The organism is Paraburkholderia oxyphila NBRC 105797, assembly GCF_000685075.1.
Lineage (GTDB): Bacteria > Pseudomonadota > Gammaproteobacteria > Burkholderiales > Burkholderiaceae > Paraburkholderia > Paraburkholderia oxyphila.
On record NZ_BAYD01000011.1, the window covers coordinates 73,168 to 100,086 of the forward strand.

Annotated in this window: 26 protein-coding genes and 1 pseudogene; 10 read left to right on the forward strand and 17 right to left on the reverse strand. The window is 64.5% G+C overall.

Going from position 1 to position 26,919, the window contains the following annotated elements:
- The first annotated feature begins 253 nt into the window (after positions 1 to 253).
- Positions 254 to 787: a cysteine hydrolase family protein gene (locus tag BO1_RS10110; protein WP_028217455.1), complete on the forward strand. Its 534-nt coding sequence runs from the start codon at positions 254 to 256 to the stop codon at positions 785 to 787.
- A gap of 88 nt (positions 788 to 875) precedes the next feature.
- Here BO1_RS10110 and BO1_RS10115 read toward each other — a convergent pair whose 3' ends face one another.
- From BO1_RS10115 to catA, 9 genes are all read right to left on the reverse strand, one after another.
- Positions 876 to 1,553 carry a trimeric intracellular cation channel family protein gene (locus BO1_RS10115; RefSeq protein ID WP_028217456.1) on the reverse strand — a complete coding sequence of 226 codons (678 nt, stop codon included), beginning with the start codon at positions 1,551 to 1,553 and terminating at the stop codon, positions 876 to 878.
- Positions 1,554 to 1,585: 32 nt separating this feature from the next.
- On the reverse strand, positions 1,586 to 2,905 hold the full coding sequence (locus tag BO1_RS50455) for a M20 family metallopeptidase (protein WP_043284381.1): 1,320 nt from the start codon (positions 2,903 to 2,905) through the stop codon (positions 1,586 to 1,588).
- A 103-nt stretch (positions 2,906 to 3,008) separates the two neighbouring features.
- On the reverse strand, positions 3,009 to 3,461 hold the full coding sequence (locus BO1_RS10125) for a MarR family winged helix-turn-helix transcriptional regulator (protein WP_028217457.1): 453 nt from the start codon (positions 3,459 to 3,461) through the stop codon (positions 3,009 to 3,011).
- Positions 3,462 to 3,603: 142 nt separating this feature from the next.
- Positions 3,604 to 4,809, reverse strand: a complete 1,206-nt coding sequence (locus BO1_RS10130; RefSeq protein WP_043284384.1) for a benzoate/H(+) symporter BenE family transporter — start codon at positions 4,807 to 4,809, stop codon at positions 3,604 to 3,606.
- Between the two features lie 3 nt (positions 4,810 to 4,812).
- On the reverse strand, positions 4,813 to 5,583 hold the full coding sequence (benD, locus tag BO1_RS10135; protein ID WP_028217459.1) for a benzoate diol dehydrogenase BenD: 771 nt from the start codon (positions 5,581 to 5,583) through the stop codon (positions 4,813 to 4,815).
- Positions 5,584 to 5,585: 2 nt separating this feature from the next.
- Positions 5,586 to 6,608 (reverse strand): benzoate 1,2-dioxygenase electron transfer component BenC, encoded by a 1,023-nt coding sequence (benC, locus tag BO1_RS10140; protein ID WP_028217460.1) that lies wholly within the window; start codon positions 6,606 to 6,608, stop codon positions 5,586 to 5,588.
- 42 nt (positions 6,609 to 6,650) lie between these two features.
- On the reverse strand, positions 6,651 to 7,139 hold the full coding sequence (gene benB, locus BO1_RS10145) for a benzoate 1,2-dioxygenase small subunit (protein WP_028217461.1): 489 nt from the start codon (positions 7,137 to 7,139) through the stop codon (positions 6,651 to 6,653).
- Complete coding sequence (locus BO1_RS10150; protein WP_028217462.1) at positions 7,136 to 8,494, reverse strand: Rieske 2Fe-2S domain-containing protein; 1,359 nt, start codon at positions 8,492 to 8,494, stop codon at positions 7,136 to 7,138. The genes benB and BO1_RS10150 overlap by 4 nt, the downstream gene beginning before the upstream one ends.
- Positions 8,495 to 8,632: 138 nt before the next feature.
- Positions 8,633 to 9,568: a catechol 1,2-dioxygenase gene (gene catA, locus BO1_RS10155; RefSeq protein ID WP_028217463.1), complete on the reverse strand. Its 936-nt coding sequence runs from the start codon at positions 9,566 to 9,568 to the stop codon at positions 8,633 to 8,635.
- Positions 9,569 to 9,757: 189 nt separating this feature from the next.
- Between catA and BO1_RS10160 the strand changes: the two genes are divergently transcribed.
- From BO1_RS10160 to catC, 3 genes are all read left to right on the forward strand, one after another.
- Positions 9,758 to 10,675 (forward strand): LysR family transcriptional regulator, encoded by a 918-nt coding sequence (locus BO1_RS10160; RefSeq protein WP_028217464.1) that lies wholly within the window; start codon positions 9,758 to 9,760, stop codon positions 10,673 to 10,675.
- 127 nt (positions 10,676 to 10,802) lie between these two features.
- Positions 10,803 to 11,948: a muconate/chloromuconate family cycloisomerase gene (locus tag BO1_RS10165; protein WP_028217465.1), complete on the forward strand. Its 1,146-nt coding sequence runs from the start codon at positions 10,803 to 10,805 to the stop codon at positions 11,946 to 11,948.
- Positions 11,949 to 11,975: 27 nt separating this feature from the next.
- Positions 11,976 to 12,254: a muconolactone Delta-isomerase gene (catC, locus tag BO1_RS10170; RefSeq protein ID WP_028217466.1), complete on the forward strand. Its 279-nt coding sequence runs from the start codon at positions 11,976 to 11,978 to the stop codon at positions 12,252 to 12,254.
- A gap of 48 nt (positions 12,255 to 12,302) precedes the next feature.
- Here the strand turns inward: catC and BO1_RS10175 are convergent, their stop codons facing one another.
- The 6 genes from BO1_RS10175 to BO1_RS50460 form a co-directional block, all read right to left on the reverse strand.
- Entirely contained in the window at positions 12,303 to 13,628 is a 1,326-nt protein-coding gene (locus tag BO1_RS10175) for a type II toxin-antitoxin system HipA family toxin (RefSeq protein WP_028217467.1), read from the reverse strand.
- Between the two features lie 3 nt (positions 13,629 to 13,631).
- Positions 13,632 to 13,895: a helix-turn-helix domain-containing protein gene (locus tag BO1_RS10180; RefSeq protein ID WP_028217468.1), complete on the reverse strand. Its 264-nt coding sequence runs from the start codon at positions 13,893 to 13,895 to the stop codon at positions 13,632 to 13,634.
- Positions 13,896 to 14,061: 166 nt separating this feature from the next.
- Positions 14,062 to 15,438 (reverse strand): LLM class flavin-dependent oxidoreductase, encoded by a 1,377-nt coding sequence (locus BO1_RS10185; protein ID WP_028217469.1) that lies wholly within the window; start codon positions 15,436 to 15,438, stop codon positions 14,062 to 14,064.
- A complete protein-coding gene (locus BO1_RS10190; protein ID WP_028217470.1) occupies positions 15,438 to 16,703 on the reverse strand; it encodes an SfnB family sulfur acquisition oxidoreductase in 1,266 nt (421 codons plus the stop codon). Before BO1_RS10190 ends, BO1_RS10185 begins: the two co-directional genes overlap by 1 nt.
- Before the next feature lie 35 nt (positions 16,704 to 16,738).
- Positions 16,739 to 18,001 carry an SfnB family sulfur acquisition oxidoreductase gene (locus BO1_RS10195; RefSeq protein ID WP_028217471.1) on the reverse strand — a complete coding sequence of 421 codons (1,263 nt, stop codon included), beginning with the start codon at positions 17,999 to 18,001 and terminating at the stop codon, positions 16,739 to 16,741.
- 130 nt (positions 18,002 to 18,131) lie between these two features.
- Positions 18,132 to 19,682 (reverse strand): MFS transporter, encoded by a 1,551-nt coding sequence (locus tag BO1_RS50460; RefSeq protein ID WP_084687863.1) that lies wholly within the window; start codon positions 19,680 to 19,682, stop codon positions 18,132 to 18,134.
- Between the two features lie 252 nt (positions 19,683 to 19,934).
- Here BO1_RS50460 and BO1_RS10205 point away from each other — a divergent pair, with 252 nt between their 5' ends.
- Entirely contained in the window at positions 19,935 to 20,765 is an 831-nt protein-coding gene (locus BO1_RS10205) for a MetQ/NlpA family ABC transporter substrate-binding protein (RefSeq protein ID WP_028217472.1), read from the forward strand.
- A gap of 129 nt (positions 20,766 to 20,894) precedes the next feature.
- Complete coding sequence (locus BO1_RS10210; RefSeq protein ID WP_028217473.1) at positions 20,895 to 21,275, forward strand: DUF427 domain-containing protein; 381 nt, start codon at positions 20,895 to 20,897, stop codon at positions 21,273 to 21,275.
- Between the two features lie 29 nt (positions 21,276 to 21,304).
- Here the strand turns inward: BO1_RS10210 and BO1_RS10215 are convergent, their stop codons facing one another.
- Positions 21,305 to 22,669: an MFS transporter gene (locus BO1_RS10215; RefSeq protein ID WP_028217474.1), complete on the reverse strand. Its 1,365-nt coding sequence runs from the start codon at positions 22,667 to 22,669 to the stop codon at positions 21,305 to 21,307.
- A 393-nt stretch (positions 22,670 to 23,062) separates the two neighbouring features.
- On the opposite strand from BO1_RS10215, the gene BO1_RS10220 reads away from it, so the two are divergent.
- The 4 genes and pseudogenes from BO1_RS10220 (at position 23,063) to BO1_RS50470 (ending at position 26,262) form a co-directional block, all read left to right on the forward strand.
- Positions 23,063 to 24,070, forward strand: coding sequence for a zinc-dependent alcohol dehydrogenase family protein (locus BO1_RS10220; protein ID WP_028217475.1), 1,008 nt, complete (start codon positions 23,063 to 23,065; stop codon positions 24,068 to 24,070).
- Between the two features lie 28 nt (positions 24,071 to 24,098).
- A pseudogene (locus BO1_RS50465) lies at positions 24,099 to 24,281 on the forward strand (rhodanese-like domain-containing protein); the annotation flags it as partial.
- 95 nt (positions 24,282 to 24,376) lie between these two features.
- Entirely contained in the window at positions 24,377 to 24,682 is a 306-nt protein-coding gene (locus BO1_RS10230) for an NIPSNAP family protein (protein ID WP_028217476.1), read from the forward strand.
- Between the two features lie 59 nt (positions 24,683 to 24,741).
- A complete protein-coding gene (locus tag BO1_RS50470) occupies positions 24,742 to 26,262 on the forward strand; it encodes a sensor domain-containing diguanylate cyclase (RefSeq protein ID WP_407669928.1) in 1,521 nt (506 codons plus the stop codon).
- A gap of 343 nt (positions 26,263 to 26,605) precedes the next feature.
- On the opposite strand, the gene BO1_RS10240 is transcribed toward BO1_RS50470, so the two are convergent.
- Positions 26,606 to 26,884 (reverse strand): HU family DNA-binding protein, encoded by a 279-nt coding sequence (locus BO1_RS10240; protein ID WP_028217477.1) that lies wholly within the window; start codon positions 26,882 to 26,884, stop codon positions 26,606 to 26,608.
- Positions 26,885 to 26,919: the final 35 nt, after the last annotated feature.

Sequence of the window (26,919 nt, forward strand, 5' to 3'; positions counted from 1 at the left end):
CTGATGCTGCGTCCTGCATGTGCCGCTACCTCCGTTGCCAAGGAACAGGTGGAGCAATTGCGATTCATTGCCCGGTTCGGCATCTTGTTTTGCAGGCTTTTTCTGATCTACGAGAAAACTCTTAATTAGGTTCATCATTCCGCCCCATGACTGTCAGATTGGTCAGAAATAGTTAATCAATTTGATATTCCGCAATGAGTGTAATGACGCAAAGCCAGGCTAGAATCGACGTTCCATCACTCATCTCACTGCCATGACAACTGCACTGCTTGTCATCGATTTCCAGCACGGACTCGTGTCTGTCGACCCGTTGCCAGGCAACGCGGCCATGGTGACCGCCAACATCAACGTGCTGATTCAGCGCGCCCGCGCAGCGGGGGCGCCCGTGGTATTCATCCAGCACGAAGACGAGGAGCTCGTGCGTGGCGAACCAGCATGGGAGATATCGGGAGATTTACGAGTGGGGCCGCAAGACCATACGGTCGGCAAGCGCACGCCCGATTCCTTCATGAACACGGAATTGGGATCGATACTGGAGCGGCACGGCGTGAAGCACGTGGTCGTGTGCGGATATGCGAGCGAGTTTTGCGTCGATACGACCGTGCGCCGCGCAGCGGCCAACGGCTATGCCGTCACGCTTGCCGCCGACGCGCACACGACCCACGACAAGCATCACGCCACGGCAGCCATGATTCGCGAGCATCACAACCAGACGCTCTCGAACATCCGCAGCTTTGGCCCGCGGATTGCCGCTGTGCCTGCCGAAGCCATCGCATTCGGTGCATAGGCACAGATCGCATCGGGAGGGGCGGCGCACCCCGCGCCGCCCTGCTGCTTTTATCGGCTTTATCTGCGTTCAGGCGGTGTAGATCACGCTACTGCGCGTTGTGCTGGTCGCCCGTGGAGTCCACTGGAGCATGCGAGCGCTTCACGCCTTCACGCGTATGGAACACGGGCAGGCGCCAGCCGAAATACAACGACGCCAAGCGCAGCGCCACGCAAGCCAGCGTCGCGACCCACGGCGTCCAGAACGACGACCAGTCATTCGCGGTGAGGCCAACTTGCAACGCCGCACCCAGCAGCGCCGCCGACGCATAGATTTCGCGCTCGAGAATAGCGGGCACACGCGAGAGCAGGATGTCGCGCAGCACGCCGCCGCCCACCGCGCTCACCATGCCGAGCAGGATCGCGGTCTCTGCACTGTCGGTCCAGATCCACGCCTTCTGCGCGCCTGCCACCGCGAAGAGCCCGAGCCCGATCGCGTCGAAGAACAGGACCGGGTGGCGCAGCCGCCGCACCTGCGGATAGGCCGCAATGGTGAGCACCGCCGCGAGCAGCGACACCGCCAGATAGGCCCAGTTCGAGAGTCCCGCAGGCGGAATCGCGCCGATGCTGACATCGCGCACGATGCCGCCGCCGCACGCCACCATGAAGGTCACCACAATAATGCCGAACAGATCGAGCCGCCGCTGCCGCGCGGCCACGGCGCCCGAGATCGCGAACGCGAAAGTGCCGATCAGATCGAGAACCGTGTACGCCGTATGGACGTTCATATGCGCGCTCACGTGCGCGCCCAGTGCTGCACTCACGCTGCCTCGCTTTCCTGTCCGGTTTTGCGTCCGTTTGCAGGTTCGCTGGTTTGTAGTTCGCCTTCGCCGCCAAGCCATGCGCCGGCCGCGCACAGCATCGCCTCGAGTCCCGTACGCAGCGTCGTGTCGATGACGGGCGCGAAGCGTGGGGAGTGATTGCTCGGAATCTCGTTGATCTTCTTTGCCACCCGGGCTTGCGCGAACACCTCGGGGTCGGTGCCGCCGACGAACCAGAACGCGTAAGGCACGCCCCATTCGCGCCCGAACACGCTGAAGTCTTCGCTGGCCGCGGCGGGTTGCGTTTCGTAGGCCCGCTCGCCGAAAACCGCTTCGAATGCGGTGCGCAACCGCGCGGTGGTGGCGTCGTCGTTCTCGGTGAGCGGAAAGCTCGAGAGCGTGGTGAACTCGGGATCGCGGGGCGCGTTAGAGGCCGCGCATTCCGCGCAGCAGATGCGGCGGATCGCACCGAGCATGTATTCGCGCACGTCTTCGTCGAAGGTGCGCATGTTGAGCTTGAGCGTGGCGTCGTCGGGGATGATGTTTTCCTTCGTGCCCGCCTGCAGCGCGCCGATCGTCAGCACGGCGCTGTCGCGCGGCGAGATCTCGCGCGAGACGATGGTCTGCAGGCGCAGCGTGGTGGAAGCGGCCATGATCACGGGGTCGATCGAGGTCTGCGGCTGCGAACCGTGCGAGCCGCGGCCGAAGAGCTTGACCTTGAGGCTGTCGCCAGCCGAGAGGATCGTGCCGCTGCGATACCCCACCGTGCCCGCCGGGCCCACCATCACGTGCTGGCCGAGAATGACATCGGGCTTCGGAAAGCGCGCGATCATGCCATCGTCGATCATGCTGCGCGCACCGCGCCCTACTTCCTCACCGGGCTGGAAAACGGCCATCAGGGTGCCGCGCCAGGCGTCGCGGTGCGTCGCCATGAGACGCGCCGCGCCCAGCAGCCAGGCCACATGCATGTCATGGCCGCAGGCATGCGCGACGCCCACCTGCACGCCGTCTTCGTCTTTCGTGGTGACCTGGCTCGCATAGGGCAAACCCGTTGCCTCGGTCACGGGCAGCGCGTCCATGTCGGCGCGCAGCATCACGACCGGCCCTTCGCCGTTGCGCAGCAGCGCCACCACTCCGGTCACGCCGACTTCACGTACGACTTCGAAGCCGAGCTTCTCCACGTAATCGGCGACGATTTGCGCGGTGCGGAACTCCTGCATCGAGAGTTCGGGATGCGCGTGCAGATCCTTGTAGATCGCTTCGAGCTCGGGCAAAAGCGCGTCGATGTCGGGCGCGAACGATTCGACCAGATTGGTCATGGTTGACTCCTTGTTGCTGGCATAAGGCGCTACAGCGGGCGATGGTGGGTTGAGCGCGCGGCTTGCGCAACGCATGGGCTTGCGCGCCTGGGAGGCCGTCATGTCAGGTTGCGCCGGTGGCGCTTTCCAGCAGGCTATCCGAAAGTTTCTCCAGCAGGCGGTCCAGGGTCTTGCGCTCATCGAGCGTGAGCGCGGCCGAGAGATCGGCTTCGAGCGCGGCCCCGACCTTCGCCGTTGCCTGCGCCACCTTGACGCCTTCGGGCGTGCCGCTCAGCGCGACGCTGCGGCGGTCTTCCGCGTGCGTGTCGCGGCCGATCAGCCCGCGTGCCTCCAGTTCGGCCAGCGTCTTCGAGAGCAGGGTTTTCTCGATCAAGGCGCGCTGCGAGACGGCTTTCGGCGTGATGCCGGTCTCGGCGCAAACGAGCCGCAGCACGCGCAGCGCGCGCACATCGAGGCCCCAGCGCTCGCGGTAGACCGCGTTGGCGCGCTCGCTCAAGAGCGCGCTCGCGAGATCGAGCCTGAAGGTGAGAAATCCGGAATAGAGAACTGTGGACAAGCGCGCACTCCCATGGCGTGCGCCGGCTAGTGCCGGCGACGCATGGGAGTATAGTCACTTAGTTGAAAATTTCAACTATTTTTGCCGCGGGCATTGATCCGGCAACGTGCGGGGTCGGATGCCCCGCGCTCGTGGTTTCGCGTCATTTCCGAAGCAGGCTCATGCCGGTCTGGCGTGACCACTTCCATCGCAGCAACGCGTGCGCGCCGAGGCCGAACAGCAGCCCCCAAAAGGCCGCGCCCAAGCCGAACAGCGACATGCCGGACGCCGACACGATAAACGTGACCAGCGCGGCGTCGCGCTCGCCGGCATCGGCCATCGAGGCGGCCAAAGCACTCGCGATAGTCGGGAACAGGGCAAGGCCGGCAAGCGCGGCGATGAGCTCGCGTGGCAGCATCGCGAACAGCGAGAGCACCGTTGCGGCGATTACACCGAGCGCGATATACAACAAGCCGCCCGATACGCCGGCGACGTAACGCTTTGCCGGATCTTCATGCGCCTCATGGCCCGTGCAAATCGCCGCGGTGATCGCAGCCAGATTCAGGCCATGGCAGCCAAACGGCGCGAGCACGGCGGACGCCGCGGCTGACCACGCAATAACCGGCCCCGCGGTGGGTTTCGTGTAGCCTGCGTTGCGCATGACCGCCATGCCCGGCACCCATTGCCCCGTGAGCGCCACCACGACCAAGGGCAGCGAGATGTTGACGATGGCCTGCCAGTCGAAGCGCGGCGTGGTCCAGACCGGGCTCGTGAATTGCAGTGACGGCACCTGCCCGGTGAGCTTGCCACCTGCAACCGAGACCAACGCACCCACAATGAGCACACCGACCACGGCATAGCGCGGGAACGCGCGGCGGCCGATAAAGAAGGCAATGAACATCGCGCCCACCAGCACCGGTTGCGCGGGCAACACAACGAACATCTTCGCCGTGAAGCCGAACAGGATGCCCGCCAGCATCGCTGCCGAAATGCCCGCCGGCAGCCTGGAAACGATCTTGTCGAAGGTTCCGGTGATGCCCGCAAGGAAAATCACGAGGCTTGCCGCGAGATACGCACCGACTGCCGCCGCATAGTCCACCGTCGGCAGCAGCGTGATCAGCAGCGCCGAGCCCGGCGCCGACCACGCGATGACCACCGGCACCTTGTAGCGCAACGACAGCACGATGCCGAGCACGCCCGAGCCCACCGCGATCGACCAAACCCATGATTCAAGCAGCGCATGGGGCAAGCCTTGCGCCGCCTGGAACACGATGACGAGCGGCCCGGCGAATGAGATCAGCGTGGCGATACAGCCGGCCAGCAAGGCCGGCAGCGAGCAATCTTTGACCAACTGGCGCAAGGCGTTCATAGGTCAGCCGTTGTCTCCACCCGCAACCGGCAATACAGCGCCGGTGATGTAGCTGGCCTCGTCCGAGGCGAGAAAGAGGATCGGTGCTATCTGCTCGTCGAGCGTGCCGTAGCGCTTGAAGAACGTCGATTCGGTGACTTGCTTCACCGCTTCGTTCATCCATGCCTTTTCCTGCTCGCTGTCTCCGGCGGTGTTGCGCGGAACGCGTCGGGGAGGCGCGCTGGTGCCGCCCGGCGCACTGGCGACCACACGAATATTGTGCTCCGCGTATTCCATCGCCAGCGCCTGCGTCAACGCGTTGACGCCACCCTTGGCCGCCGAGTACGGCACGCGACGAATGCCGCGCGTAGCGTTCGACGAAACGTTGACGATGGTCCCGCCGCCGCGCGCGAGCAGATGCGGCAGCACCGCGTGACACGTGTACAGCGTGGGCATCAGCGAGCGGCGAATTTCCGCGTCGATCTGCGCCGGCTCGAATTCGGCAAACGGACGCATGCGAATCGCGCCGCCCACGCCGTTGATCAGAATGTCGATGCCGCCGAACTTCTGGGCAGCGAACGCCATCGCCGCCTGGGCACCCTCGTACGTCTCCAGATCGGCGACGAATCCCGCGGTATCGGCGCCCTGCGCTTCTGCGGCCACGTCAGCAACGAAATCGGCGCGATCGACAAACAGCACCTTGCCGCCTTCGGCGGCCGCGCGCAGCGCCACGCCACGGCCAATGCCCTGCGCGGCGCCGGTGACGACGATGACCTTGCCTGTGAATCGTTGCATGATCAAGCCGCCTTCGCCGGTGCGTTAGGAGTGAACTTCTCGTAGTGGAAGCTGTTCGGCTTCACGCCCTCGTCGTCGAAATACTTGCGCACGGCGTCGACCATCGGCGGCGGGCCGCACAGGTAGACATCGACGTCGCCGTCGTTCAGCGCATTGGCCGGGATGTGCTGCGTCACCCAGCCCTTGCGCGGATGGCTCGATTGCTCTTCGGCCACCACGGTGGCAAAGCTGAAATTCGGCAGCTTCGCCGTGTACGCCTCGACCTCCTCCACCTGCACGAGATCGAGATCGCGCGTGACGCCGTAGATCAGATGCACCTTCTGCTGCGAATTCGTGCGCGCCAGCACTTCGAGCATCGAAAGGAACGGCGCGAGGCCCGTGCCGCCGGCGAGGAACAGCAGCGGCCGCTGCACGTCGCGCAGGTAGAAGCTGCCGAGCGGGCCATGCAGCTCCAGCTTTTCGCCCGGCTGCGCGGCTTCCAGCCAGGTGCTCATCACACCACCGGGGATTTTCTTGATCAGGAAGCTGATCTTCGCTTCGCCCGGCGCCGATGAGAACGAATATGAACGATGCTGGCCACTGCCGGGCACGTCGATATTCACATACTGGCCAGGCAGGAACACCGGAGCGTTCGCATCCACATCCATTTCGAGCACGACGGCCGCATCGTTGTGCTGCTCGACTTTCGACACGGTGGCGGCGAACTTGCTGTGACCGGTCTTGCATGCGGTCGACGACGTCGGAATGGCGATTACGCAATCGCTTTGCGGCACCATCTGGCAGGTCAGCACGAGGCCCCCATCTTTCTCGTCCTCGGTCAGCGCGTCCTCGATGTAGTCGTCGCCGAGATCGTAGCTTCCGCTTTCCGCGCGGCATTTGCAGGTCCCGCAAACGCCATCGGAGCAATCCATCGGCAGATTGATCTTGGCCCGAAAGGCAGCGTCGAGGACTTTCTCACCCGCCTTACAGTCGATGAAACGGGTAACGCCGTCTTCGAAATTCAGTGCAATTTTGAAACTGGACATGGGAACCTCCTCCGCTGCCTCTGATGCCTGGTGGCTACGACGTCAAACGTGGTAGACGTCGAGAACCTGCCGGATATAGTCGTTCTTCAGGACGATCTTCTTGTATGCAATCAACAAGTCGTCGCCAGACTTACGCAAGGTCACGAACATCGTGCCGAAGTATTGGTCGTTCACCCGGTAGCGGTGGCTGAGCGTGTGAAAGTTGTAGCGCACGTCCACTTCTTCCGCGCGCTCGGCCAGCACTTCCACGTTCGTGACGTTGTGGCTGGTGCGCGGCTCGGGCGTCGAAGCGCCGCTGCGCTCGGTCTTGATGCGAAAGACGCGATCCTCGAGCCCACCCTTGTCCGGGTAGTACATCAGCGAGATCTGGCTTTCGTGGTCGTCGGTCAACTGGTCGTCGTCATCCCATGCCGGCATCCAGTAGGTGACGTCTTCCGCATAACAGGCCAGCCATTCGTCCCACTGGCGGTCATCGAGCAGACGCGCTTCACGGTAAAGCGCGGCACAAATTTTCTGGTAATCGAAGCTCATGCCAGCGCCCCTTCCTGTTCCTTTTTCAGCGCGTCACGCATCACGCGCACCCAGTATTCGTGCTGACACACGAACAAGCCTTCGTCTTCACTGCGCTCGCCCGAAATGAGCGGCTTCAGCCCCATCTTCTTCGCGTTCTCGTCCGCGCCTTCGACCCACAGCGGCGCACCGCGCGACAAGTCGTTCCAGAGCGCGGTCGTGCCGGCATAGCCGTTCTGGCAGGCGCGGAATTCTTCGAGGTCGTCGGCCGTGCCCATGCCGGAGACGTTGAAGAAGTCTTCATACTGGCGAATGCGCGTCGCGCGGTCGTCGGCGCTCTCGCCCTTCGGCGCGAAGCAGAAGATGGAGACTTCGGTCTTGTCCACGCTGATCGGCCGCACCACGCGAATCTGCGTGCTGAACTGGTCCATCAGGAACACATTCGGATACAGGCAGAGGTTGCGAGTCTGGTTCACGATGAAGTCCGCCTTCACCTCGCCCACGCGTGCCTGGATTTCATCGCGCTGGCGATAGACCGGCCGCACTTCGGGGTTCATCGTCTGGGTCCACAGCAGGATATGGCCGTGTTCGAAACCATAGACGCCGGCCACCGACTTGCTCCAGCTGTTCGCATCCACGGCCTGCGTACCGTCTTCCTTGCGGCGCCCCATCGTGGCGGCGTAGTTCCAGTGAACGGTGCTGACGTGGTAACCGTCGCAGCCGTTCTCCATCTGCATCTTCCAGTTGCCTTCGTAGACATACGAGGAATTGCCGCGCAGCACTTCGAGGCCTTCGGGCGCCTGGTCGACGATCTGGTCGATGATCACGCGGGCTTCGCCAAGGTAGTCCTCGAGCGGCACGACGTCCGCATTGAGACTGCCGAAGAGGAAGCCGCGATAGTTCTGGAAGCGGGCGACTTTCTTCAGGTCGTGCGACCCCTCAGTATTGAATTGCACGGGGTATTCGGTGGTCTTCTCGTCCTTCACCTTCAGCAGCTTGCCGGTATTGGAGAAGGTCCAGCCGTGGAACGGACACGTGAAGCTGCCCTTGTTGCCATGCTTGCGCCGGCACAGCATCGCCCCCTTATGCGCACAGGCATTGATGACGGCGCGCAGCTCACCGGTCTTGTCACGCGTGATGACCACGGGCTGGCGGCCGATCCACGTCGTGTAGTAATCATTGTTGTTCGGAATCTGGCTTTCGTGCGCGAGATATACCCAGTTCTTTTCGAAGATATGCTTCATCTCCAGTTCGAACAAATCGGCGTTGGTGAAGATATCGCGACGGCAACGGAAGATACCGGCCTCTTTGTCGTCCTGCACCGCGGTGGCGAGCAGGTGATCCAGTTCGTTGGCTTTGTCGATAATGGCGGACATGTTTCCTCTCCGTAGACGCGAGCTGGCCCCTGCACAGAATTCGCGCACCGGTATCGAATGATGCTTGGGGGATCCCGCTTTGGCGGCGGCGCTATCTGGCCGCCGCCCTGGCGGGCGTTGAGGGCGCGTAGTGGCCTGTTACGCCTCGGCTGAAACGCGCGGGCGGTTGACGATCTGGTTGTCCTTGCCCTGCACCAGCGTGGTCAGCGCAAAGTTGAATTCGATGTCCTTGTACGTGTCGGCCTTCAGGCCCAACGCCGTACCACCGGTCTTTTCCGTGACAGCGGGAATCAGCTCCTCGCGGGTGGCGTAGGCGAAGTCGTCCCAGATCAGCGGATCGCCTTCGATGTTGAACTGCGTGGTGAGCTTGCGGTGGCTGTCGCTGGTGACGAAGAAGTGCACGTGTGCGGGGCGGTTGCCATGGCGGGCAATCGCATCCAGCAGTTGCTGCGTCGCGCCTTGGGGAGGACAGCCGTAGCCCACCGGCATCAGCGTGCGGAATTCGTACTTGCCGTCGGCGCCGGTCTTCACGGCGCCACGCAGGTTGAAGTCGCTCTGCGCACCCGTGGGGTCGAAGTGCGAATAAAAGCCCTTCGAATTGGCATGCCAGCACTCCACCACGGCACCCGCGACCGGCTTGCCGTCCGGACCGGTCACCGTGCCGTGGATGACGAGCGGGCCCGCGTCGGCGTCGGCATTGATGTCGATCTTCGACACGCCGTCGCGCAGCGGCACGCCAGCCACATACAGTGGGCCTTCGATAGTGCGCGGCGTGCCGCCTTCGATGCCGACCGCCTTGTCCGCTGCGTCCATGCGAATGTCGAGGTACTTCTCCAGGCCCAGGCCCGCAGCAAGGAGCGCGGCTTCGCCGTCCTTGCCGAGCTTGTTCAGGTAGTTGATGCCGGCCCAGACTTCATCGGGCGTGACGTCGAGATCGTCGATGGCCTTGAACAGGTCGCCCAGCAGACGATTGAGAACCTGTTTGAAGCGGGGGTTGCCGCCCGCGCCGCCGAGATTGGTGGCTGCTTTCAGGAGTTCCTGGACTTCCTTGCTGTCGAATACCTTCGCGCTCATGGCTACTGTCTCCACTTCGTTATCTGCGGGGAAAAATGTCTCGGGTTCCTCTCGCCGCCACAAACCGGAGTTCTCATGCTCCGAAGGTATAATGAAATGCGGCGATTGCTGTGAGAGAAGCATAGTTGGGCAGCGACAGGCGCGTCCAACACTGATTTAGTATCAGGACCATATCCAGCAGGTATGAACATGGAGCTGAGACACCTGCGCTACTTCGTGGCCGTGGCCGAAGAGCGCAATTTCACGCGCGCCGCCCAGCGGCTGCACATCGCGCAGCCGCCGCTTTCGCGGCAAATCCAGCAGCTCGAGGAGATGCTGGGCGTGCAACTCTTCGAGCGCGACTCGCGCCCGCTCAAGCTCACCGACACCGGCCGCTTCTTCTATCAGCACGCGGTGCAACTGCTCGCGCAGACCACTGAGCTCGAGTCCATGACGCGGCGCGTGGGCAAGATCGAGCGCAGTCTTTCGGTGGGTTTCGTCGCCTCGACGCTTTACGGCATGCTGCCGAAAATCATCCGGCGTTATCGTCAGGAGAATGCTGCCGTCGAACTGAGCCTCGTCGAAATGACGACGATGGAGCAGATCAAGGCCCTCAAGGAGGGCCGCATCGACGTGGGATTCGGCCGCATTCGTCTGGAGGATCCGAGCATCCGCCGCGTGGTGCTGCGCGAGGAGCGCCTGATCGTTGCGCTGCCGCTCGGACACCCGCTCATCGATGCCAAGGAGCTGCTCTCGCTGCGCGAGCTCGTCAACGAGACCCTCATCATTTACCCGAAGCACCCGCGCCCCAGTTACGCCGACCAGGTGCTTGCGGCCTTTCACGACCGCGCGCTCGAGCCGCAGCGCATTTATGAGGCACGCGAGCTGCAGATCGCGCTCGGCCTCGTGGCGGCGGGCGAAGGCATATCGATCGTGCCGAGCAGCGTCTATGGCCTCAAGCGCGACGACGTCGCCTACAAGGATCTCGACGACGCGAAGCTCGTCTCGCCCATCATCATGAGCATGCGCATGCTCGACGAATCCGAGGACGTGCGCCGCATGCTCGAACTCATCTACGTGCTCTACGAGGAAGGCAAGATGGAGCACCTTGCGCCGCCCGAGCGCTGAGCCAGCACCGACCCGCACCCGCCAGCACCATACCCGGCGAGTATCGATTTAGACATTTTCGGTGTTGGACACGCCGATCGAACGGCCTGCATACTCGGCTCAAATCACTCGACCCAATCTGCCAGGTATGAACGCAACCGTAAGCTCCGTTGAAGCGATCCTCGTGGATCTGCCGACCATTCGCGCCCACCAGCTCGCGATGGCCACCATGCAGCAGCAGACGCTCGTCATCGTCAGATTGCGCTGCAGCGACGGCATCGAAGGCATCGGCGAGGCCACCACCATCGGTGGCCTGTCGTATGGCGACGAAAGCCCCGAAGGCATCAAGCTCACCATCGACACCTACCTCGCGCCCGCGCTCAAGGGTGTGGACGCAACCAATGTGCACGCGGCCATGGCCCGGCTCGACAAGGTCGCGCGCGGCAACCGCTTCGCGAAGTGCGCGCTGGAAACGGCGCTGCTCGACGCGCAGGGCAAGCGCCTTGGCGTCTCGCTCTCCACGCTGCTCGGCGGCGCGGTGCGCACCGCCTTGCCCACGCTGTGGACGCTCGCGAGCGGCGACACGCAGCGCGATATCGAGGAAGCCGAGCGCTGGCTCGCCGAGCGCCGCCACGATACCTTCAAGCTCAAGATCGGCCGGCGCAGCGTGCGCGAAGACGTGGCGCACGTGTCGGCCATCAAGCGCGCGCTGGGCGACCGTGCCCGCGTGACCGTGGACGTCAATCAGGCCTGGAACGAAGCCGAGGCCGCAACCGGCATCGCCATGCTCGAAGCGGCCGGCATCGACCTGATCGAGCAACCGGTGCCACGCGAGCAGCGCGCGGCGCTCGCGCGGCTTGCTGCACGTTTCGTCGTGCCGATCATGGCCGACGAAACGCTGATGGGGCCCGAGGACGCCATCGACCTCGTGCGCGGCGCGTGCGCGGACGTGTTCGCGCTGAAGATCATGAAGTCGGGCGGCCTCTATGGCACGCTGCGCACCGCCGCCGTGGGCGACGCGGGCGGCATGGCGCTCTATGGCGGAACCATGCTCGAAGGCAGCGTGGGCACGCTCGCGGCAGCGCATTGCTTCGCGACGCTGCCGAGGCTTGCGTGGGGCACGGAGCTGTTCGGGCCGCTGCTCGTGAAGGACGATATTGTGGTCGACCGGCCCGCGTATCGCGACTTCTGCCTGCATCTGCCGGATGGCCCCGGGCTTGGCGTCGCGCTCGACGAAGACAAGCTCGCGCATTATCGTCGCGACAAGCCGCGTGCGAGCGTCGCGGCTTCCTGATTACTTTAATTGACTGAGGATCGAACGATGCTGTTTCTGGTACGTATGGATGTGCACATCCCCACCGACATGCCCGCCGCCCAAGCCGAAGAGATCAAGGCGCGCGAAAAGGCCTACTCGCAGGATCTGCAGCGACAAGGCAAATGGCAGGCGCTCTATCGCGTGGTGGGCGAATACGCGAACTACAGCGTCTTCGACGTGGAGTCGAACGACGAGCTGCACACGCTGCTTTCCGGACTGCCGCTCTTCCCGTACATGAAGATGCACGTCACGCCGCTCGCGAAGCATCCCTCTTCTATCCGCTGATTTCCCCGTTCGCTGCGCGCCTGCAGCTTCACGAGCGCGGCGGCGAAGCTACGAAGCGAGCCGCTGCGCGGAGAAGCGCAGCCCGTCGAACAGCTTGGCGGCCACGCGCTCCGGAAACCCCTCCGGCAACGTGGCCGCCACTTCGTCGATGACTGACGGGGTACGCGCGACCAGACGCTCGACGACAGGCGCGGCATCGGCGCCGTAGTGGCACAGCTGCGCGGTGGTGTCGAAATGCGCACGCTTGACGTCGCGCATGCGATAGTGCCGCCCCTTGCCCCACATCGCCATCGCCAGCGTGGCCTTGTGCCACGACCATTGATTGCCGCCGTCGCCCTCCACGGGCCAGATCGACATGACGTCGTAGAGCGGCGCGAGCTGAAAGCGGCCGCCCGGCAAGAGGCGCAGGCTGAAATTCTTCGCATGGCCGTCGGGCGCGGCCATCATCCAGAATACGATTTGCGCGGTGAGAAACGTTTCGATGTCCTCGCGCGCGGCCTGCGATTGGCGCAAAAGGTCAGCGATCTCGCGCACGCCAGGGCCACCCTGGGATTCGTACTTGAAGTGCGGCGGAACGCCGAGCGCCTGGCAAAAATCCTCCTGTGGCAAACGCAGCAGCGCACCACTGCGCGAGACGGCGCGGTCGAATCGCTCGACGGCCAGCACTTTCTGCGCGCCGAATGTGGCGATGCGCGCCGATGAAACCGGCAGCCCATAGGCCTTGAGCAACGCGAGGCAAAGCCACTCGTTCTCCACCGAGGTCAGAAAGTCCACTTTGCGATGGCCGATCAGGCCAAGCGGCAGCTTGAGGATATGCGTGGTGGGCGTGGCGCCGTGCGGCAGATGCCAGCGGCCCTCGTGATGGAGCAGCGCGGTCTTTTCCTGCGCGCCCGCGAGCGAGATGCGCAACTCTTCGTCGGGGTCGCCCGTGCCGCCCGGCAGCGCGCCCGAGGTTTCGAGCAGGAGCCGCTCGATGGCGGCATCGTCGAGTGGCGTGCCCTCGATGCGTTCGATGCGCTCTGGCGTCTCGTCCTCGCCCAGCAGTTGCACCGCGCCGACACAATCGCGTCCGATCGCCTTGAGCAGATCGAACGCGCCGAGTGAGTCGGTGCCAAAGCGCGCCGCAATGCGCCGGCGAATGTGCGTGCTGTCGGGCAGCAGATTGTCGAAATAGTTATAGACGCGCGCGCCGCGCAGCGGCCGCTCGCCCACGCCGAACGGCAGCGAGAGCGAAAGCGGCCGCCCCGCTGCCGAAGCCTTCCACTCCGGGTCGTAGCGCAGTTCGGTCTCGCCCGTTGGAGGCAGCGTCCAGGTGCCGACGCGCTCACCGTTGGCCCAGATCGAGAGCGTGCGCGAGTGCGATTTGCGCCCCATCGCCTACCACTCCGGCTGGTCTTCGCGCGCCTCGTAGAGCTCGCCCCGGTCGCGCGACTGCACGCACAGTTCGAGGTCGTAGAGCGCGAACAGGGCGAGCATCTGGTTGAGCGAGATGCTCGCCGTTCCGGTGGTTTCTAGCGCAGAGAGGCGCGGCTGCCCAATGCCGAGCGATGCGGCCGCCTGAGCCTGGGTCATGCCGCACGACTTTCTGGCCGACTGCAGGATCTCGGCGAGCCCCGTCGGCGTATGGACGATGATCTTCATGTGATATTCCTGTGAAGCATAAACCGATTATATGCCTGTGGACGATATCTTGACAATATCACTTGCAAGCATAAACCGGGAATATCACCATAGCCGATATTGCGGAAACCTCCTCCAATCCGCACGTCAGGGGCATTGAACACCGCTACGCCGGGCGTAGCGACGCTCACGCGGGCGTGGCCACCTCATGCCGGAACGTCGCGCCTGCGTGACGTTCCGGCAGCGTGTCGCCCGCGCCAAACAGCTTGTGGCGCAGTGTGCCCGCCTCGTACGCGGTCTTGTAGAGGCCGCGATTCTGCAACTCGGGGACGATCAGATCGACGAAATCCTCGTAGCTTTCCGGCACCACCGTGCGGCTCAGGTTGAAGCCGTCCACGCCGGCCTCTTCGACCCAAGCCTGCAGTTCGTCCGCGACCTGCGCCGCACTGCCGACGATCGCCGGATATCGGCCGCCCAGCTCGAACATCTCCAGCAGCGCGCGGCGCGTCCAGCCCTGCTGCTTCGCCGTGCGCGAGGCCGATTCGATCGCATTGCCCCCGGCGTAGTCAACCGGTGCGTCGAGATCGTATTGCGCGTAGTCGATGCCCGTGCTCGCCGCGAAATGCGCAAGCCCCGCCTCGCGGCTCGCATAGTGGCGATAGTCGGCATACTTCTCGCGCGCCTCCCGCTCGGTCGCACCCGGCACCACCGCAGCGCCGACAAACACCTTCACGTCATCGGGCCGCCTTCCGGCGCGCACCATGTGCTCGCGCAGCGCGCGCACGGTCTCGCGTCCCACCGCGCGATTGGGCGGCGAGATGAACACGCATTCGGCGTGGCGCGCGGCGAAGCGCTGCCCGCGCCCCGAGCTGCCCGCCTGAAACAGCACCGGTGTGCGCTGCGGCGAAGGCTCGGCAAGATGGTAGCCATCGACGTTGTAATAACGCCCCGCGTGCCGCACGCGATGGACCTTCGCGGGATCCGCGTACACGCGCGCCGCCTTGTCGCGCAGCACCGCGTCCGCTTCCCAGCTGCCTTCCCAGAGCTTGTAGAGCACCTCCAGATATTCGTCGGCCCGCTCGTAGCGCTCGTCGTGCGGCAGTTGCTCCGGCACGCCCATCGCACGCGCCGCGCTGTCCAGATAACCGGTCACGATGTTCCAGCCAATGCGCCCCTGGGTAAGGTGATCGAGCGTGGAAAAGCGCCGCGCGAGCAGATATGGCGCCTCATACGAGAGATTCACCGTCACGCCGAAGCCCAGATGCTGCGTAACGGCCGCCATCGCGGGCACCAGCAGCGTAGGGTCGTTCACCGGCAACTGGATCGACTCGCGCAGCGTCACGTCGACATTGCGTTGATACACGTCGTAAACGCCCACGATATCCGCGAGAAAAAGCCCATCGAAGAAACCGCGCTCGAGCGTGCGAGCGAGATCGGTCCAATACGCCAGTTGCCGGTAATCGGTCGAGCGGTCGCGCGGATGCGTCCATAGCCCATGATTGATATGCCCCACGCAGTTCATGTTGAACGCGTTGAGCAGAATCTTCTTGTCCGGTTTGGTCATCACAAGGCTCCGTGCCGCGGCGGCAGCGCATCGTTCAGATAGAAGTTGCCGACAGCGTGATACTTCCAGCGCACGGGGTCATGCAGCGTGTGCGTGCGCGCGTTGCGCCAGAAACGATCGAGCCCGAGACCGTCGAGCGTGGCCGCCGTGCCCGCGAGCTCGAAAAGGCGCGAGCCTGCCTCGAGCGAAACCGTCGTGGTGAGCGCGCGCGCTTCGGCTACGGCAATCGATGCCACGGCTACGGCGCGCTCGCCCGGCGCGGCTTGTGCGGCATCCACGTAGCGGCCCGCGCGGCGCACCAGCGCCTCGGCGGCGGCCAGACGCGCGGAAAGATCGCCGAATTGAGCGAGCGTGAGCGGATCGTCGGCGGCGCGCTCGACCTTTGCGTCGATCCACGGGCGCGAGTGCTCGCGCACGAACTGCAGCGCCGCTTCGAAGGCGCCGCGCGCCTGCCCGAGATCGATGGCCGCGTGGAGGATCTGCGCGAGTGGCCCGATGGTCGTCGGCCGCTCGAACGACGCCTGAAACGGCACGATCCATTCCTGCTCGACGCGCACGTCGTCGAACTGCACGGAGCCGCTGCCCGTCACGCGCTGACCGAAGCCGTCCCAGTCGTCGGTGATCGTCACGCCCGGCGCGCCACGCGGCACGAACGCGAGATACGTCACGTCGCGCCCCGCTTCCTCGCTCACCACCAGCGTGGGAATCCAATGCGCGTAGAGTGCGCCCGTGCAATAGAACTTGCGTCCGTCGACGCGCCAGCCGCGCGCATCGCGCGAAAGCCGCGTGCGGCGCTGGAAATCCTTGTGGCCGATCTCGGCCAGCGCGTTGCCGAAGCGCTCGCCCGCAAGCACGCGCTCGTAAAAGAAACGCTGCTGCTGCGCGCTCCCGCCCACGCGCAGCACTTCGAGCGCGTAGAAATGATTCTGCGGAATCTGCCCGAGCGAGCCGTCCGCCGCGGCGATGGTCGCCGTCACCTCGGCGAGCGTGCCGCTCTTCACGCCCGGGCCCCCATGTTCGCGCGGCACCGTGATCGTCCACAGCCCGCTCGCGACGAACGCGTCGAGTTCGGCCCAGGGCAAACGGCGCTCGCGATCGCGCAGCGCGGCGTCCTGTGCAAATGCATTCGCAAGACGTTGTGCGGTGGCAATCGCGTGTGCGTCGTCCTCGATGCGCGCCGGTGGATTCGAAGGCGCGTGCGCGCGGCGCGGCTCGCCTGTCTCGGCAGGCGGCTCCAGAAGCGTGGAAGAAATTTCGACGTTCATGCTTCAGTTCCCTTCAGTCTTCATACGATGCTTCATCAGTTCCAGGAATGTCGCGCGGGCAGCGCGCCGTTCAGGTGATAGTTGCCAAGCAGATGCAGCTTCCAGCGCACAGGGTCGTGCAGCGTATGCGTGCGCGCGTTGCGCCAGTGCCGGTCGAGATTGTGTGTGGCGCGCGTGGCTGAGGAGCCGGCGAGCTCGAAGAGCTTTTCGCTCGCCTCCAGCGCGATGCGCGTGGTCAGCACCTTTGCGCGCGCCACGGCTACCGAGGCGCGTGCGCTCGCTTCGGCACTGAGACCATCGCCGAACGCATCGGCGGCGAGCCCATCGAGCGTGCGGCCCGCTTCGAGCAACACTTCGCGCGCCGCGTGCAGATCGATTTGCAGCCGCCCAACGTCCGCGATGATGTAGGGGTCGTCCGCCGCACGGGCCACGCCCGAATCCACCCACGGCCGGGCACGTTCGCGCACGAAGTTCAGCGCGTCCGCAACCGCCGACTCGGCGATGCCCTGATCGATCGCCGCCTGGATCAACTGCGAAGTGGGCCCATACAGGCCCGGACGGTCCGCGAGCTGCCAGATCGGCAGCACGTCTTCGGGATCGATGGCAACGTTGTCGAAGCGCACGGTACCGCTTGCCGTCGTGCGTTGTCCGAACGAACTCCAGTCGTCGATCACGGCGAGCCCGGATGCGATACGCGGCACCCAGACCTGTACGGCGCGCCCTTGCTCGTCGATGGCGCGCGTGGGCACCCGGTGCGCGAACAGCGCGCCCGTCGAGTAAAAGCGCTCGCCGTTCAGCCTCAAGCCTTCGGGCTCTGCGGACAAACGTGTCGCGCCTTGCAGGATCGTGGCCGAAGCGGCAGAGCGCCGTTCGGGCCCGGCATTGCCAAGGCGGTGTCCCGCCAGCACTTCTCCGTAAAAGCGCGCCTGCTGCGCGGGCGAGCCAATCTCCCGCAGGATGCCAAGCAGCCCAAAGTGATTTTGCGGAATCTGTCCGAATGCAGGATCGGCCGCGCAGAGCAGCACGAACACTTCGGCGAGCGTCGCATACGAAACATCGGCGCCGCCGAACGCACGCGGCACGGTAATCGCGCCCAAGCCACTTTCGGACCAGCTATCGAGCTCGTCCCACGGCAGCACGCGTTCGCGATCGCGTTGCGAGGCGCCGGGGGCGATGGTTTGCGCGAGGGTATGTGCTGCCGCGAGCGCTTCGGCATCGTTCGCGATGCGGCGTACGCGGCGCGGATCTGGAAGCCGCGGCAGACGCGCCGCGGCGTTGGAGAATTCACTAGTCGGCATGGCGATTCGAACTGATCGGGTTAGCGTCCCACTCGCGCCGTACGGCGCCGGGCGGGTCCCGCTAATCATTTGAACAGCGCGACACGCAATCCCCTACCAGTTAATCCATGATTGCATATGACGATTATGGCTATGCGCGCATGCACGCCGGGCAGTCGTCGGGCGGCGCCTGTTTGGCGCTGGGCCGGTAATCTTCGCTGTCGATGTCGTAACCTGAAGGCTCCCAGCGGATCGCGAGCAACACGAGCAGTGAAGCGAGCGGTGCAATCGCGATCACCCAGAACACTTTCGTGCCGAGCGCCGCCGCCAGCACCGGAAAGAGAAACAGCGAAACAGTGGACGCCGAGCGCACCAGCGTCTGATTGAAGCCCACGCCTATGCCACGTAGCGAGGTGGGATAGCTGAGCGAGGCATACGTCATCGAATGCGAGCCGGGCCCGAATCCCTGAGCAAACAGATACGTCCCCAGCAGCAAGATGGCGAGCGCGACGAACGTCCCGCTCGACGGATGGCCGATCAGCGCAAGGCCAACCAGCGCGCTCACCTGCAGCGCGTGCCCGAGCACGGTCATCTTCCACGCCCCCACCGTGGGCGCGGTGCGCACGCCAATCAAGCCGCCCACGAACGCGAACAGCAGATTGAGCAGCAGCGAAGCGACGATGGTGGTGAGCGGCCCCTGCTGCAGGAAACTCGCAATGATCACGGGCAGGCCGAAGATGATGGCGTTGTAGCCGAACGAAGACGCCGCGCCTATGGTCGCCGCGAGTATCGTGCGGCGTCGGTAAGTGGCGTTGAACAGCACGCCATAGTTGCGCCACGAAGCGGCGCGTGGCGCGTGCGCGGGCACTGAACCGCCCGCCGCCTCTCCCACGTTGCGCTCGACCACAGCGTCAACGCCCCAGGACTGCTTCAGAATGCGAGCGGCCCCTTCAAGATCGCCTTGATTCGCGGCCCACACCGGCGACTCGCTGATATAGCGGTGCCGCACGAGAATGATGACGATCGCGGGCACCGCGCCGAACGCGAGCGTGAGGCGCCAGAGCCAGCCCGAATGATGCGCGGGCAGCACCGCGTAGAGCGCGAGTATCAGCAGATAGCACGTGCTCGTGGCCGCGTACCAGGCGGGGCACCATGCCGCGACGCTCGCCGCCTTGTTGCCGCGCCCGGCCACGCGCGAGAACTCCGCGAGGAACGCCATCGCCACCGGCAAGTCGAGCCCCACGCCGAAACCCATCAGGAAGCGCGCGCCGCCGAGTACCCACGCATTGGGCGCAAGACCCGCGATTATCGCGGCAACGACGAAGAACAACATGTCGGCCATGAAGACACGATAGCGCCCGATGCGGTCGGTGAGATAGCCGCCGAACAGCGCGCCCAGGATCGCGCCAAACGCGATCGCAGCGGAAACGAAACCCACTTGCGCGGGCGAGAGCGCGAATTCGCGCGCGATGTCTTTTACGCCATACGCGAGCGACGTGAGATCGTATGCGTCAAGAAACACGCCGCCCAGCGCGATCGCGATAATGGCGCGCGTCCTGTTGCCCTGCGCGGGGCCCGCGTTGACAATGCGCGCGACGTCTTCGGCAGAGCGGATAACCAGGTGCGGATGAACGGCATCGGTGGCGGCGGCCGAGCGCGCGTCGATACCGCCGTCGCGCGAAGGAAAGACCAGGGTGGACATGAGCGAAACCCGTATGAATGGCGTTCGCAGCATCGTAGACATAGCCCGGCACGCGGCAAAACGACGTTTTCGCATATGCTTTGCGCCCGTTGCGAAAACCGGCATGCAAGCCGCCCACCGGCGGCGCTATGCGCTTGCCGTGCAGTGCTTATCGGCGCACATGCAATAAACATTGCGCGCGAAATTGTTTGGCCATGGCGCGGGCGCCCTCTAGCATCGCCACATCTTTCACCACCTCACGGGCACACACGCATGAACAAGAACAAGAGAACACTGTTGGCAACGGGGCTTGCCTCGATCGCGCTCATCGCCGGCGCGACGCTCATGCAGTCCGCACAGGCGGCGCAAACCGTGCGCGTTGGCATCATGTCGGGCGAAGATGAAGACGTCTGGCGCGTGGTGGCCGCCAATGCCGCCCAGCACGGCATCGAGGTCAAGGTGAGCACCTTCTCCGACTACACGCAGCCCAACGAGGCGCTCACCGAGCACGACCTCGACGCCAACGCGTTCCAGCACAAGCCCTATCTGGATGCGCAGGTCGCCGCCCGCCACTACGCGATCGTGCCTGTGGGCTTCACCTACGTGCAGCCGATCGGCCTTTATTCGCGCAAGCATGCTTCGGTTTCGGCGCTGCCGACGGGCGCGACCATCGGTGTACCGAACGATCCGAGCAACGAGGGCCGCGCATTGTTGCTGCTGCAGTCGCAGGGGCTCATCACGCTGCGCGGCGACGTTGGCCTGCTTCCCACCGTTCGCGACATCGCAAGTAATCCGAAGCAACTCAAGATCAAGGAACTCGATGCGGGCATCGTCGGGCGTGCGATCGGCGACCTGGACGCCGCCGTGGTCAACACCGACTGGGCGATCAAGGCCGGCATCCGGATTCCGCAAGAGCGCATCGCGCAGGAGAAGGTGGACGGCAGCCCGTACCGCAACTTCATCGCCGTCAACGAGAAGGACGCGAATGCACCCTGGGTGCGCACGCTCGTCGCCAGCTATCAGCAGCCGAACGTCGCCGCCAAGATCCGCGCCGTGTATCACGGCGCCACCCTGCCCGCCTGGAACGGCGCGCCGCAGCAATAACGCTGCGCGCGCGGCACCCGAAAGCAGTCCAAGCGGCAGAAGCGGTTTTCGCCCTACACTGCAAGGCATCGGCCGCGAGCCGCGTCAGCGCGCTCCGGCCCCCGATTCACGCCTGCAAGGAGTGCAGCCATGCACACGAAAACCGTGAAGATTCCCGGCCCGGACCATCCCATCACGATCGAGCCCAGCCCGTTGCGCGTGGTCGTGAAGGTCGCGGGCAAGACAGTCGCCGATACGCGCCGGGCGCTGATGCTGCGCGAGGCGAGCTACCCGGCCGTGTTCTACGTGCCGCGCGAAGACGCCGACATGTCGTTGCTCGCGCGCACGGACCATGCCACCTGGTGTCCTTACAAGGGCAACTGCAGTTACTACTCGATCGTGCCGGGCGGCGAGCGCTCGATCAACGCAGTGTGGACCTATGAGTCGCCGCACGACGCCGTCGCGCAGATCAAGGACCATCTGGCCTTCTACCACGACCGGGTGGATTCCATTGAGGAACTAGACACCTGAAGAAGCCGGCGTGGCTACCCGGCGCGCCCTCAGCGCGCCTTTTGCGCGGCGGGCACGCCGAGCAGCAACGCCACGCCGCTCGCCATCAGCAGCGCGGTCAGCACGTACAGCGCGCTGTCCATGCTGCCCGTATGCGTCTTGATGAGCCCGATCGCCCACGGGCTCACGATCCCGCTCGTAATGCCAATGCTGCTGATGAACGCGATGCCCGCGGCGGCCGCCTTGCCCGTGAGGTAGGCGGACGGCACCGCCCAGAAGATCGGCAGCGCGGCGAAGATCAGCACGGCGGCCACCGAGAGAATCGCCATCATTGCCGCAAAGCTCGCCAGGTGCAGCGTGAGCAACGACAGCGCGATGCCGCCGCCGATGGTGCACGCCGCGAAATGACAGCGGCGCTCGCCGCGCCGGTCGGAGCGGCGCGCAATCAACATCAGGCCTACCGCACCCACGGCGTTCGGAATCACGGTATAGAGGCTGATCGCCAGCACGTCATGCACGCCGAAATCGCGGATCATCAGCGGCATCCAGAAGTTGAGCGTGAGCGAAGCGCAGGTCAGCGAAAAATAGATGAACGCGAACAAATAGACGCGCGGATTGCACAGCGCCGCGCCGAACGAGCGTGACGAATGCGCCGGTGCATGCGTGCCCGCGCCCATGGCTACGCCGTCACGCTGCGCGATCAGGTGGGCTTTTTCCGCATCGCTGAGCCAGCGCGCCTGCTGCGGGCCGTCGACGAGCCAGAACGCCGCCATCAGACCAAGCAGCACGGCGGGCAGGCCCTCGACCACGAACATCCAGCGCCAGCCTTCCAGCCCCAACACGCCGCCCATGTCGCGCATGATCCAGCCCGAGACGAGCCCGCCCAACACGCCGGCTACGGCCACACCAGCGAAAAAGATCGAGAACACCGCGGCACGCCGGCGCGCCGGAAACCAGTAGGTCAGATACAGCACGATGCCCGGGAAGAAACCCGCCTCGAATACGCCCAGCAGGAAACGCAGCGCGTAGAAGTGCGTGGGCGTATGCACGAACATCATGCAGGTCGATGCGATACCCCATAGCAGCATGATGCGCATGAACGTGCGGCGCGCGCCAAAGCGCGCGAGCAGCATGTTGCTGGGCACTTCGCAGAGCACATACCCCACGTAGAAGATGGCGGCGCCGAGCCCGTACATCGCGTCGCTGAAGCCGAGATCGTGCTTCATCTGCAACTGCGCGAAGCCGATGTTGATGCGGTCGAGGAACGACACGACGTAGCAGACGAACAGAAACGGAATGACATGCCACGAGACTTTGCGGTACAGCAGGTCGTCGCTGGTTGGGGACATGCCCGTGTGGGAGGCGGCGGCGAGCGTGGGGTCGGACGCGCGGTCCGTGATGATCGATTGCGGCATGTACCTGTCTCCAAACTTTGAGGGGAGATCAGCGCCATGCGGATCTCCGTTCAGTGGCGTCTAGCGCGCCTTGGGAATGACTCGATGAAAGCTCCGGCAGATCCAGCCCCAGACTCCGGGGCAAGCAAATGCCGCATCGCAACATGTCTGCACTGCGACGACAAACCACTTGCAACTACCGTGTGCGCATCATAGGAGTGCCGGAATTTATTTGTCAATAGCAAATCAATTCGTCCAAAGTAAACTCACGTAGCCATCGTGGCTGCCGCGGCTTCCAGGCGGCCGCACTCGCCCCCCGGATTCCGTGCGCACGTCTATGCTTCGTCTGGTGCCCAAGACAGCAAGCTAGCCAACACCCACGGCGCCGCGCTGCGGCGTCTCCAGGAGATTTTCATGAAAGCCATCAAGCTGATCGCGCCCGCCGGACTCGACAATCTCAAGCTCGTGGATATCGCTGCGCCAGGCGAACCGCAGGCGGGAGAGATCCGTGTGCGGCTGCACGCCAGTTCGCTGAACTATCACGACCTGGGCGTCGTTCTCGGGCACATGGGCGCCGCCGATGGGCGCATTCCCATGTCCGACGGCGCGGGCGTAGTCGAGGCCGTGGGGCCGGGCGTGAGCGAATTCGCCGTGGGCGATCACGTGGTATCCACGTTCTTCCCGCCCTGGCTCGACGGCGAGCCCACGATCCCCGACTTCTCCGCGACGCCCGGTGACGGTGTCGACGGCTACGCGCGCGAAGCCGTGGTCGCGCCCGCCACAGCGTTCACGCGCAGCCCGCGCGGCTACAGCCACGCCGAAGCGGCCACGCTCACGACGGCTGGGCTGACCGCGTGGCGCGCGCTGGTGGTGGACGGCGCGCTCAAGGCCGGCGCAACGGTTTTGGTGCTGGGCACCGGCGGCGTATCGATCTTCGCGCTGCAGTTCGCCAAGGCGATGGGCGCGACGGTGATTGCCACGTCGTCGTCCGACGAGAAGCTCGAACGTGCCCGGCAGCTTGGCGCGGACCACACGATCAACTATCGCCGCGAGCCGCAATGGGCGCAGAAGGTGCTGGAATTCACGGACGGACGCGGCGTCGATCATGTCGTCGAGGTGGGCGGCCCAGGAACGCTCGAACAGTCCATTCTGGCTACGCGGGTCGGTGGCCATATCGCGTTGATCGGCGTGCTGACCGGTCTCGCGGGCCCGGTGCCTACCGCTACGATGATGCGCCGCCAGCAGCGCCTGCAGGGTTTGATCGTCGGGAGCCGCCAGCACCAGATCGACCTCGTGCGGGCCATCGACGCGACCGGCGTCAAGCCGGTGATCGACCGCTCCTTCCCGCTGGAGGCAATCGCCGATGCGTTCCGGCTGCAGCAAGCGGGCGGGCACTTTGGGAAGATTGTTCTGGAGTACTGATGCATTAAGTGCGGGCGTGCCTCCCGGGCTCGCGGACTATCCAATGGACACGCTCTTCGTGACCTGGTGCGCGGGCCCCCATTGCAACGGCGCGACACGTGGTGCAATCCGCCTCGCGCGGCTCGGCCGCCCGGTCAAGATCATGATCGGCGGCATCACGGGTTGGCTAGACGAAGGGTTCAAACTGGACGACAGCGAGGCCAAGCTGTGACCTGCCGTGCGCCGCAGGCGGTGCCCTCCTGCAAGCCACCGCTCCATTACACTCGCCCCTGCACCCCATTCACTCTTTGACTCGTCACTCAAACCATGATCACCTGCACCCTGCGCTACGTCATCGACCCTTACCGCCTGGCCGAATTCGAAGCCTACGCAAAGATGTGGATCCCGCTTGTCGAGAAGTTCGGCGGCCAGCATCACGGCTATTTTCTGCCCTCCGAAGGCGCCAATAACATCGCGCTCGCGCTGTTCTCGTTTCCGAGCCTCACCGCATACGAAAGCTATCGCACGCAATCCCAAAGCGATCCGGCCTGCCAGGCCGCCTTTCAGTACGCAAACGATACACGTTGCATAGTCAGCTATGAACGCAGTTTCATGCGTCCTGTATTCGGGTAGGATGCGGGTTATGCACCGCGCCATCCGCGCGGCGGCCACCCCACTTCACTGCTCCCGACATGCAACAAGGCACTCAGGCAAACGCCGCCAGCTTTGCCAAAATGGGCGTCGACCTGCTCGACTTCTTCGACGTCACGCCCACATCGCTCTGGCTCGAAGACTATAGCCAGTTGCGCGCCTTGTTCGGGCGCTGGCGCGAGGCAGGCGTCACGAACCTGCGCGCGTGGCTGGAAGAAGACCCGCGCCGTGTGGCCGAGTGCTCGGCGTGCATCCGCGTGCTGAAGGTCAACCAGCATACGCTCGCACTCTATGGCGCGCGCAACCATGAGGAACTCACCGCGGGTCTTTCCGACGTGCTGCGCGACGACATGTTTCAGGCGCACGTCGGTGAACTCGAGCAAATGTGGGCGGGCGGCACGACGTTCCAGAGCAAGAGCGTGAACTACACGCTCGGCGGCCGGCGCATGGACATCCTGCTGCGCGGCGTCATCTTGCCCGGGCACGAAGACGACTGGAGCCGCGTGCTCGTCTCGATCGAAGACGTGTCCGCGCTCGAAGAGGCGCGCCATCGCGCCCACTTGAGCGAACAATACGCGCACGGCATCTTCGAGCACGCGCCGGTATCGCTGTGGGTCGAGAATTTCACGGCCATCCGCCAGTTGCTCGACGAAGTGCGCATGCAAGGCATCGTCGATTTCCGGACGTTCACGGATGTGCACCCCGACTTCGTCGAGCGTTGCATGAGCGAAATTCAGGTCATCGACGTCAATCACTACACGCTCGGCATGTACCGCGCGCCCGACAAGGCCACGCTGCTCTCACGTCTGCCTGAGGTGTTCCGCGACGACATGCGCCCGCACTTTCGCGAGCAGCTGCTCGACCTGTGGGAAGGCCGCCTCTTCCAGCAGCGCGAGGTCGTCAATTACGCGCTCGATGGCAGCGAGCTCAACGTGCATCTGCAATTCTCGGTGTTTCCAGGCCACGAACAGGACTGGGACCTCGTGCTGCTCGCGCTCACCGACATCACGGCGCGCAAGAAAGCCGAAGCCTACCTCGAATTCCTCGGCAAGCACGACGTGCTCACGAAGCTGAAGAACCGTTCGTTCTACGTGGACGAAATGAACCGCCTGCAGCGCAAGGGGCCGTTCCCGGTGAGCGCGATCGTGGTGGACATGGACAACCTGAAGGCCGTGAACGACCAGTTGGGCCACGCCGCCGGCGACGCGCTGCTACGCCGCGCAGGCGAGGTGCTGGCAAAGGCCATTCAGAAGCCTTACCACGCGGCGCGCATCGGCGGCGACGAATTCGTGGTGCTGATGCCAGGCGCCGAGCTGCGCGACGCCGAACTGGTGGCGGACAGCATCGCGAAACTTGTCGAATTGAACAACCAGTTCTACGGCGGACCGCGCCTGAGCTTTTCGCTGGGCTGGGAAAGTTGCGAGGAAGGTGAAAGCGTGGAGGCGATGTTGCGTGCCGCCGACTCGGCCATGTATGAGGCCAAGCGACGCCGCAACGAGCTGCATCGCCCTGGGGTGGACGGCGAGCGCCTGCACAGTCCCGCAGCCAAAGACGGCGCATGAATTTGACGCGGGTGCGCCGCCCTTACTCACGAGCGTCACGAACGACGTCCACGAGCGGCACAAGCGATTACGCGAACGCGTAGTGGCTGCTTGAAACGCTGTATTGAATTGAAATAAACCGACAACCAGACGGACACCTTAGCGATTCGGCGCCGCAAAAACAAACCACCGGGAGCGAGGCGTCATACGCCCTGCTCCCGGCTTACGATGCGCCCTGCCGCCACGGCTGCGCGGCAATTAGCCGTGCAGCCGCGCACACGAGCAACAAGATCGCGAGGACAGCCATGCGCCGCCCCCGCTATCCTGCCTGGCACGCGTGCGCGCTACGCAGCGGCGGCCTGCATCACGCCGCGTTGACGGCGTCCTTGAAAGCCTTGCCGGCCGTGAACTTCACCGTCTTCGCCGCAGCGATCTGGATTTCCGCGCCCGTAGCCGGGTTGCGGCCCACACGAGCAGCACGCTGGCCGGTCGAGAACGAGCCGAAGCCGACGAGCTGCACGGAATCGCCCGACGTGACCGCCTTGGTGACCACTTCGAGGATCGCGTCGATTGCGGCTCCGGTGGCTGCCTTGGTCTCGCCCGTGCTTGCGGCGACTGCGTCAATGAGTTCCTGTTTGTTCATCTGCTACCTGTGTTGAGTTGAGAAAACCTGCATAC

Bases quoted from the DNA above. Each gene is read 5' to 3' on its own strand.
- BO1_RS10115 (WP_028217456.1), bottom strand. From the start codon at position 1,553: ATGAACGTCCATACGGCGTACACGGTTCTCGATCTGATCGGCACTTTC.
- benC (WP_028217460.1), bottom strand. From the start codon at position 6,608: ATGTCCAGTTTCAAAATTGCACTGAATTTCGAAGACGGCGTTACCCGT.
- benB (WP_028217461.1), bottom strand. From the start codon at position 7,139: ATGAGCTTCGATTACCAGAAAATTTGTGCCGCGCTTTACCGTGAAGCG.
- BO1_RS10110 (WP_028217455.1), top strand. From the start codon at position 254: ATGACAACTGCACTGCTTGTCATCGATTTCCAGCACGGACTCGTGTCT.
- BO1_RS50470 (WP_407669928.1), top strand. From the start codon at position 24,742: ATGCAACAAGGCACTCAGGCAAACGCCGCCAGCTTTGCCAAAATGGGC.
- BO1_RS10165 (WP_028217465.1), top strand. From the start codon at position 10,803: ATGAACGCAACCGTAAGCTCCGTTGAAGCGATCCTCGTGGATCTGCCG.
- BO1_RS10215 (WP_028217474.1), bottom strand. From the start codon at position 22,669: ATGCCGCAATCGATCATCACGGACCGCGCGTCCGACCCCACGCTCGCC.
- BO1_RS10220 (WP_028217475.1), top strand. From the start codon at position 23,063: ATGAAAGCCATCAAGCTGATCGCGCCCGCCGGACTCGACAATCTCAAG.
- BO1_RS10190 (WP_028217470.1), bottom strand. From the start codon at position 16,703: ATGAACGTCGAAATTTCTTCCACGCTTCTGGAGCCGCCTGCCGAGACA.
- BO1_RS10130 (WP_043284384.1), bottom strand. From the start codon at position 4,809: ATGAACGCCTTGCGCCAGTTGGTCAAAGATTGCTCGCTGCCGGCCTTG.
- BO1_RS10240 (WP_028217477.1), bottom strand. From the start codon at position 26,884: ATGAACAAACAGGAACTCATTGACGCAGTCGCCGCAAGCACGGGCGAG.
- BO1_RS10230 (WP_028217476.1), top strand. From the start codon at position 24,377: ATGATCACCTGCACCCTGCGCTACGTCATCGACCCTTACCGCCTGGCC.
- BO1_RS10205 (WP_028217472.1), top strand. From the start codon at position 19,935: ATGAACAAGAACAAGAGAACACTGTTGGCAACGGGGCTTGCCTCGATC.
- BO1_RS50455 (WP_043284381.1), bottom strand. From the start codon at position 2,905: ATGACCAATCTGGTCGAATCGTTCGCGCCCGACATCGACGCGCTTTTG.
- BO1_RS10160 (WP_028217464.1), top strand. From the start codon at position 9,758: ATGGAGCTGAGACACCTGCGCTACTTCGTGGCCGTGGCCGAAGAGCGC.
- BO1_RS10210 (WP_028217473.1), top strand. From the start codon at position 20,895: ATGCACACGAAAACCGTGAAGATTCCCGGCCCGGACCATCCCATCACG.
- BO1_RS10195 (WP_028217471.1), bottom strand. From the start codon at position 18,001: ATGCCGACTAGTGAATTCTCCAACGCCGCGGCGCGTCTGCCGCGGCTT.
- BO1_RS10150 (WP_028217462.1), bottom strand. From the start codon at position 8,494: ATGTCCGCCATTATCGACAAAGCCAACGAACTGGATCACCTGCTCGCC.
- benD (WP_028217459.1), bottom strand. From the start codon at position 5,583: ATGCAACGATTCACAGGCAAGGTCATCGTCGTCACCGGCGCCGCGCAG.
- BO1_RS10180 (WP_028217468.1), bottom strand. From the start codon at position 13,895: ATGAAGATCATCGTCCATACGCCGACGGGGCTCGCCGAGATCCTGCAG.
- catC (WP_028217466.1), top strand. From the start codon at position 11,976: ATGCTGTTTCTGGTACGTATGGATGTGCACATCCCCACCGACATGCCC.
- BO1_RS10175 (WP_028217467.1), bottom strand. From the start codon at position 13,628: ATGGGGCGCAAATCGCACTCGCGCACGCTCTCGATCTGGGCCAACGGT.
- BO1_RS10185 (WP_028217469.1), bottom strand. From the start codon at position 15,438: ATGACCAAACCGGACAAGAAGATTCTGCTCAACGCGTTCAACATGAAC.
- BO1_RS50460 (WP_084687863.1), bottom strand. From the start codon at position 19,682: ATGTCCACCCTGGTCTTTCCTTCGCGCGACGGCGGTATCGACGCGCGC.
- catA (WP_028217463.1), bottom strand. From the start codon at position 9,568: ATGAGCGCGAAGGTATTCGACAGCAAGGAAGTCCAGGAACTCCTGAAA.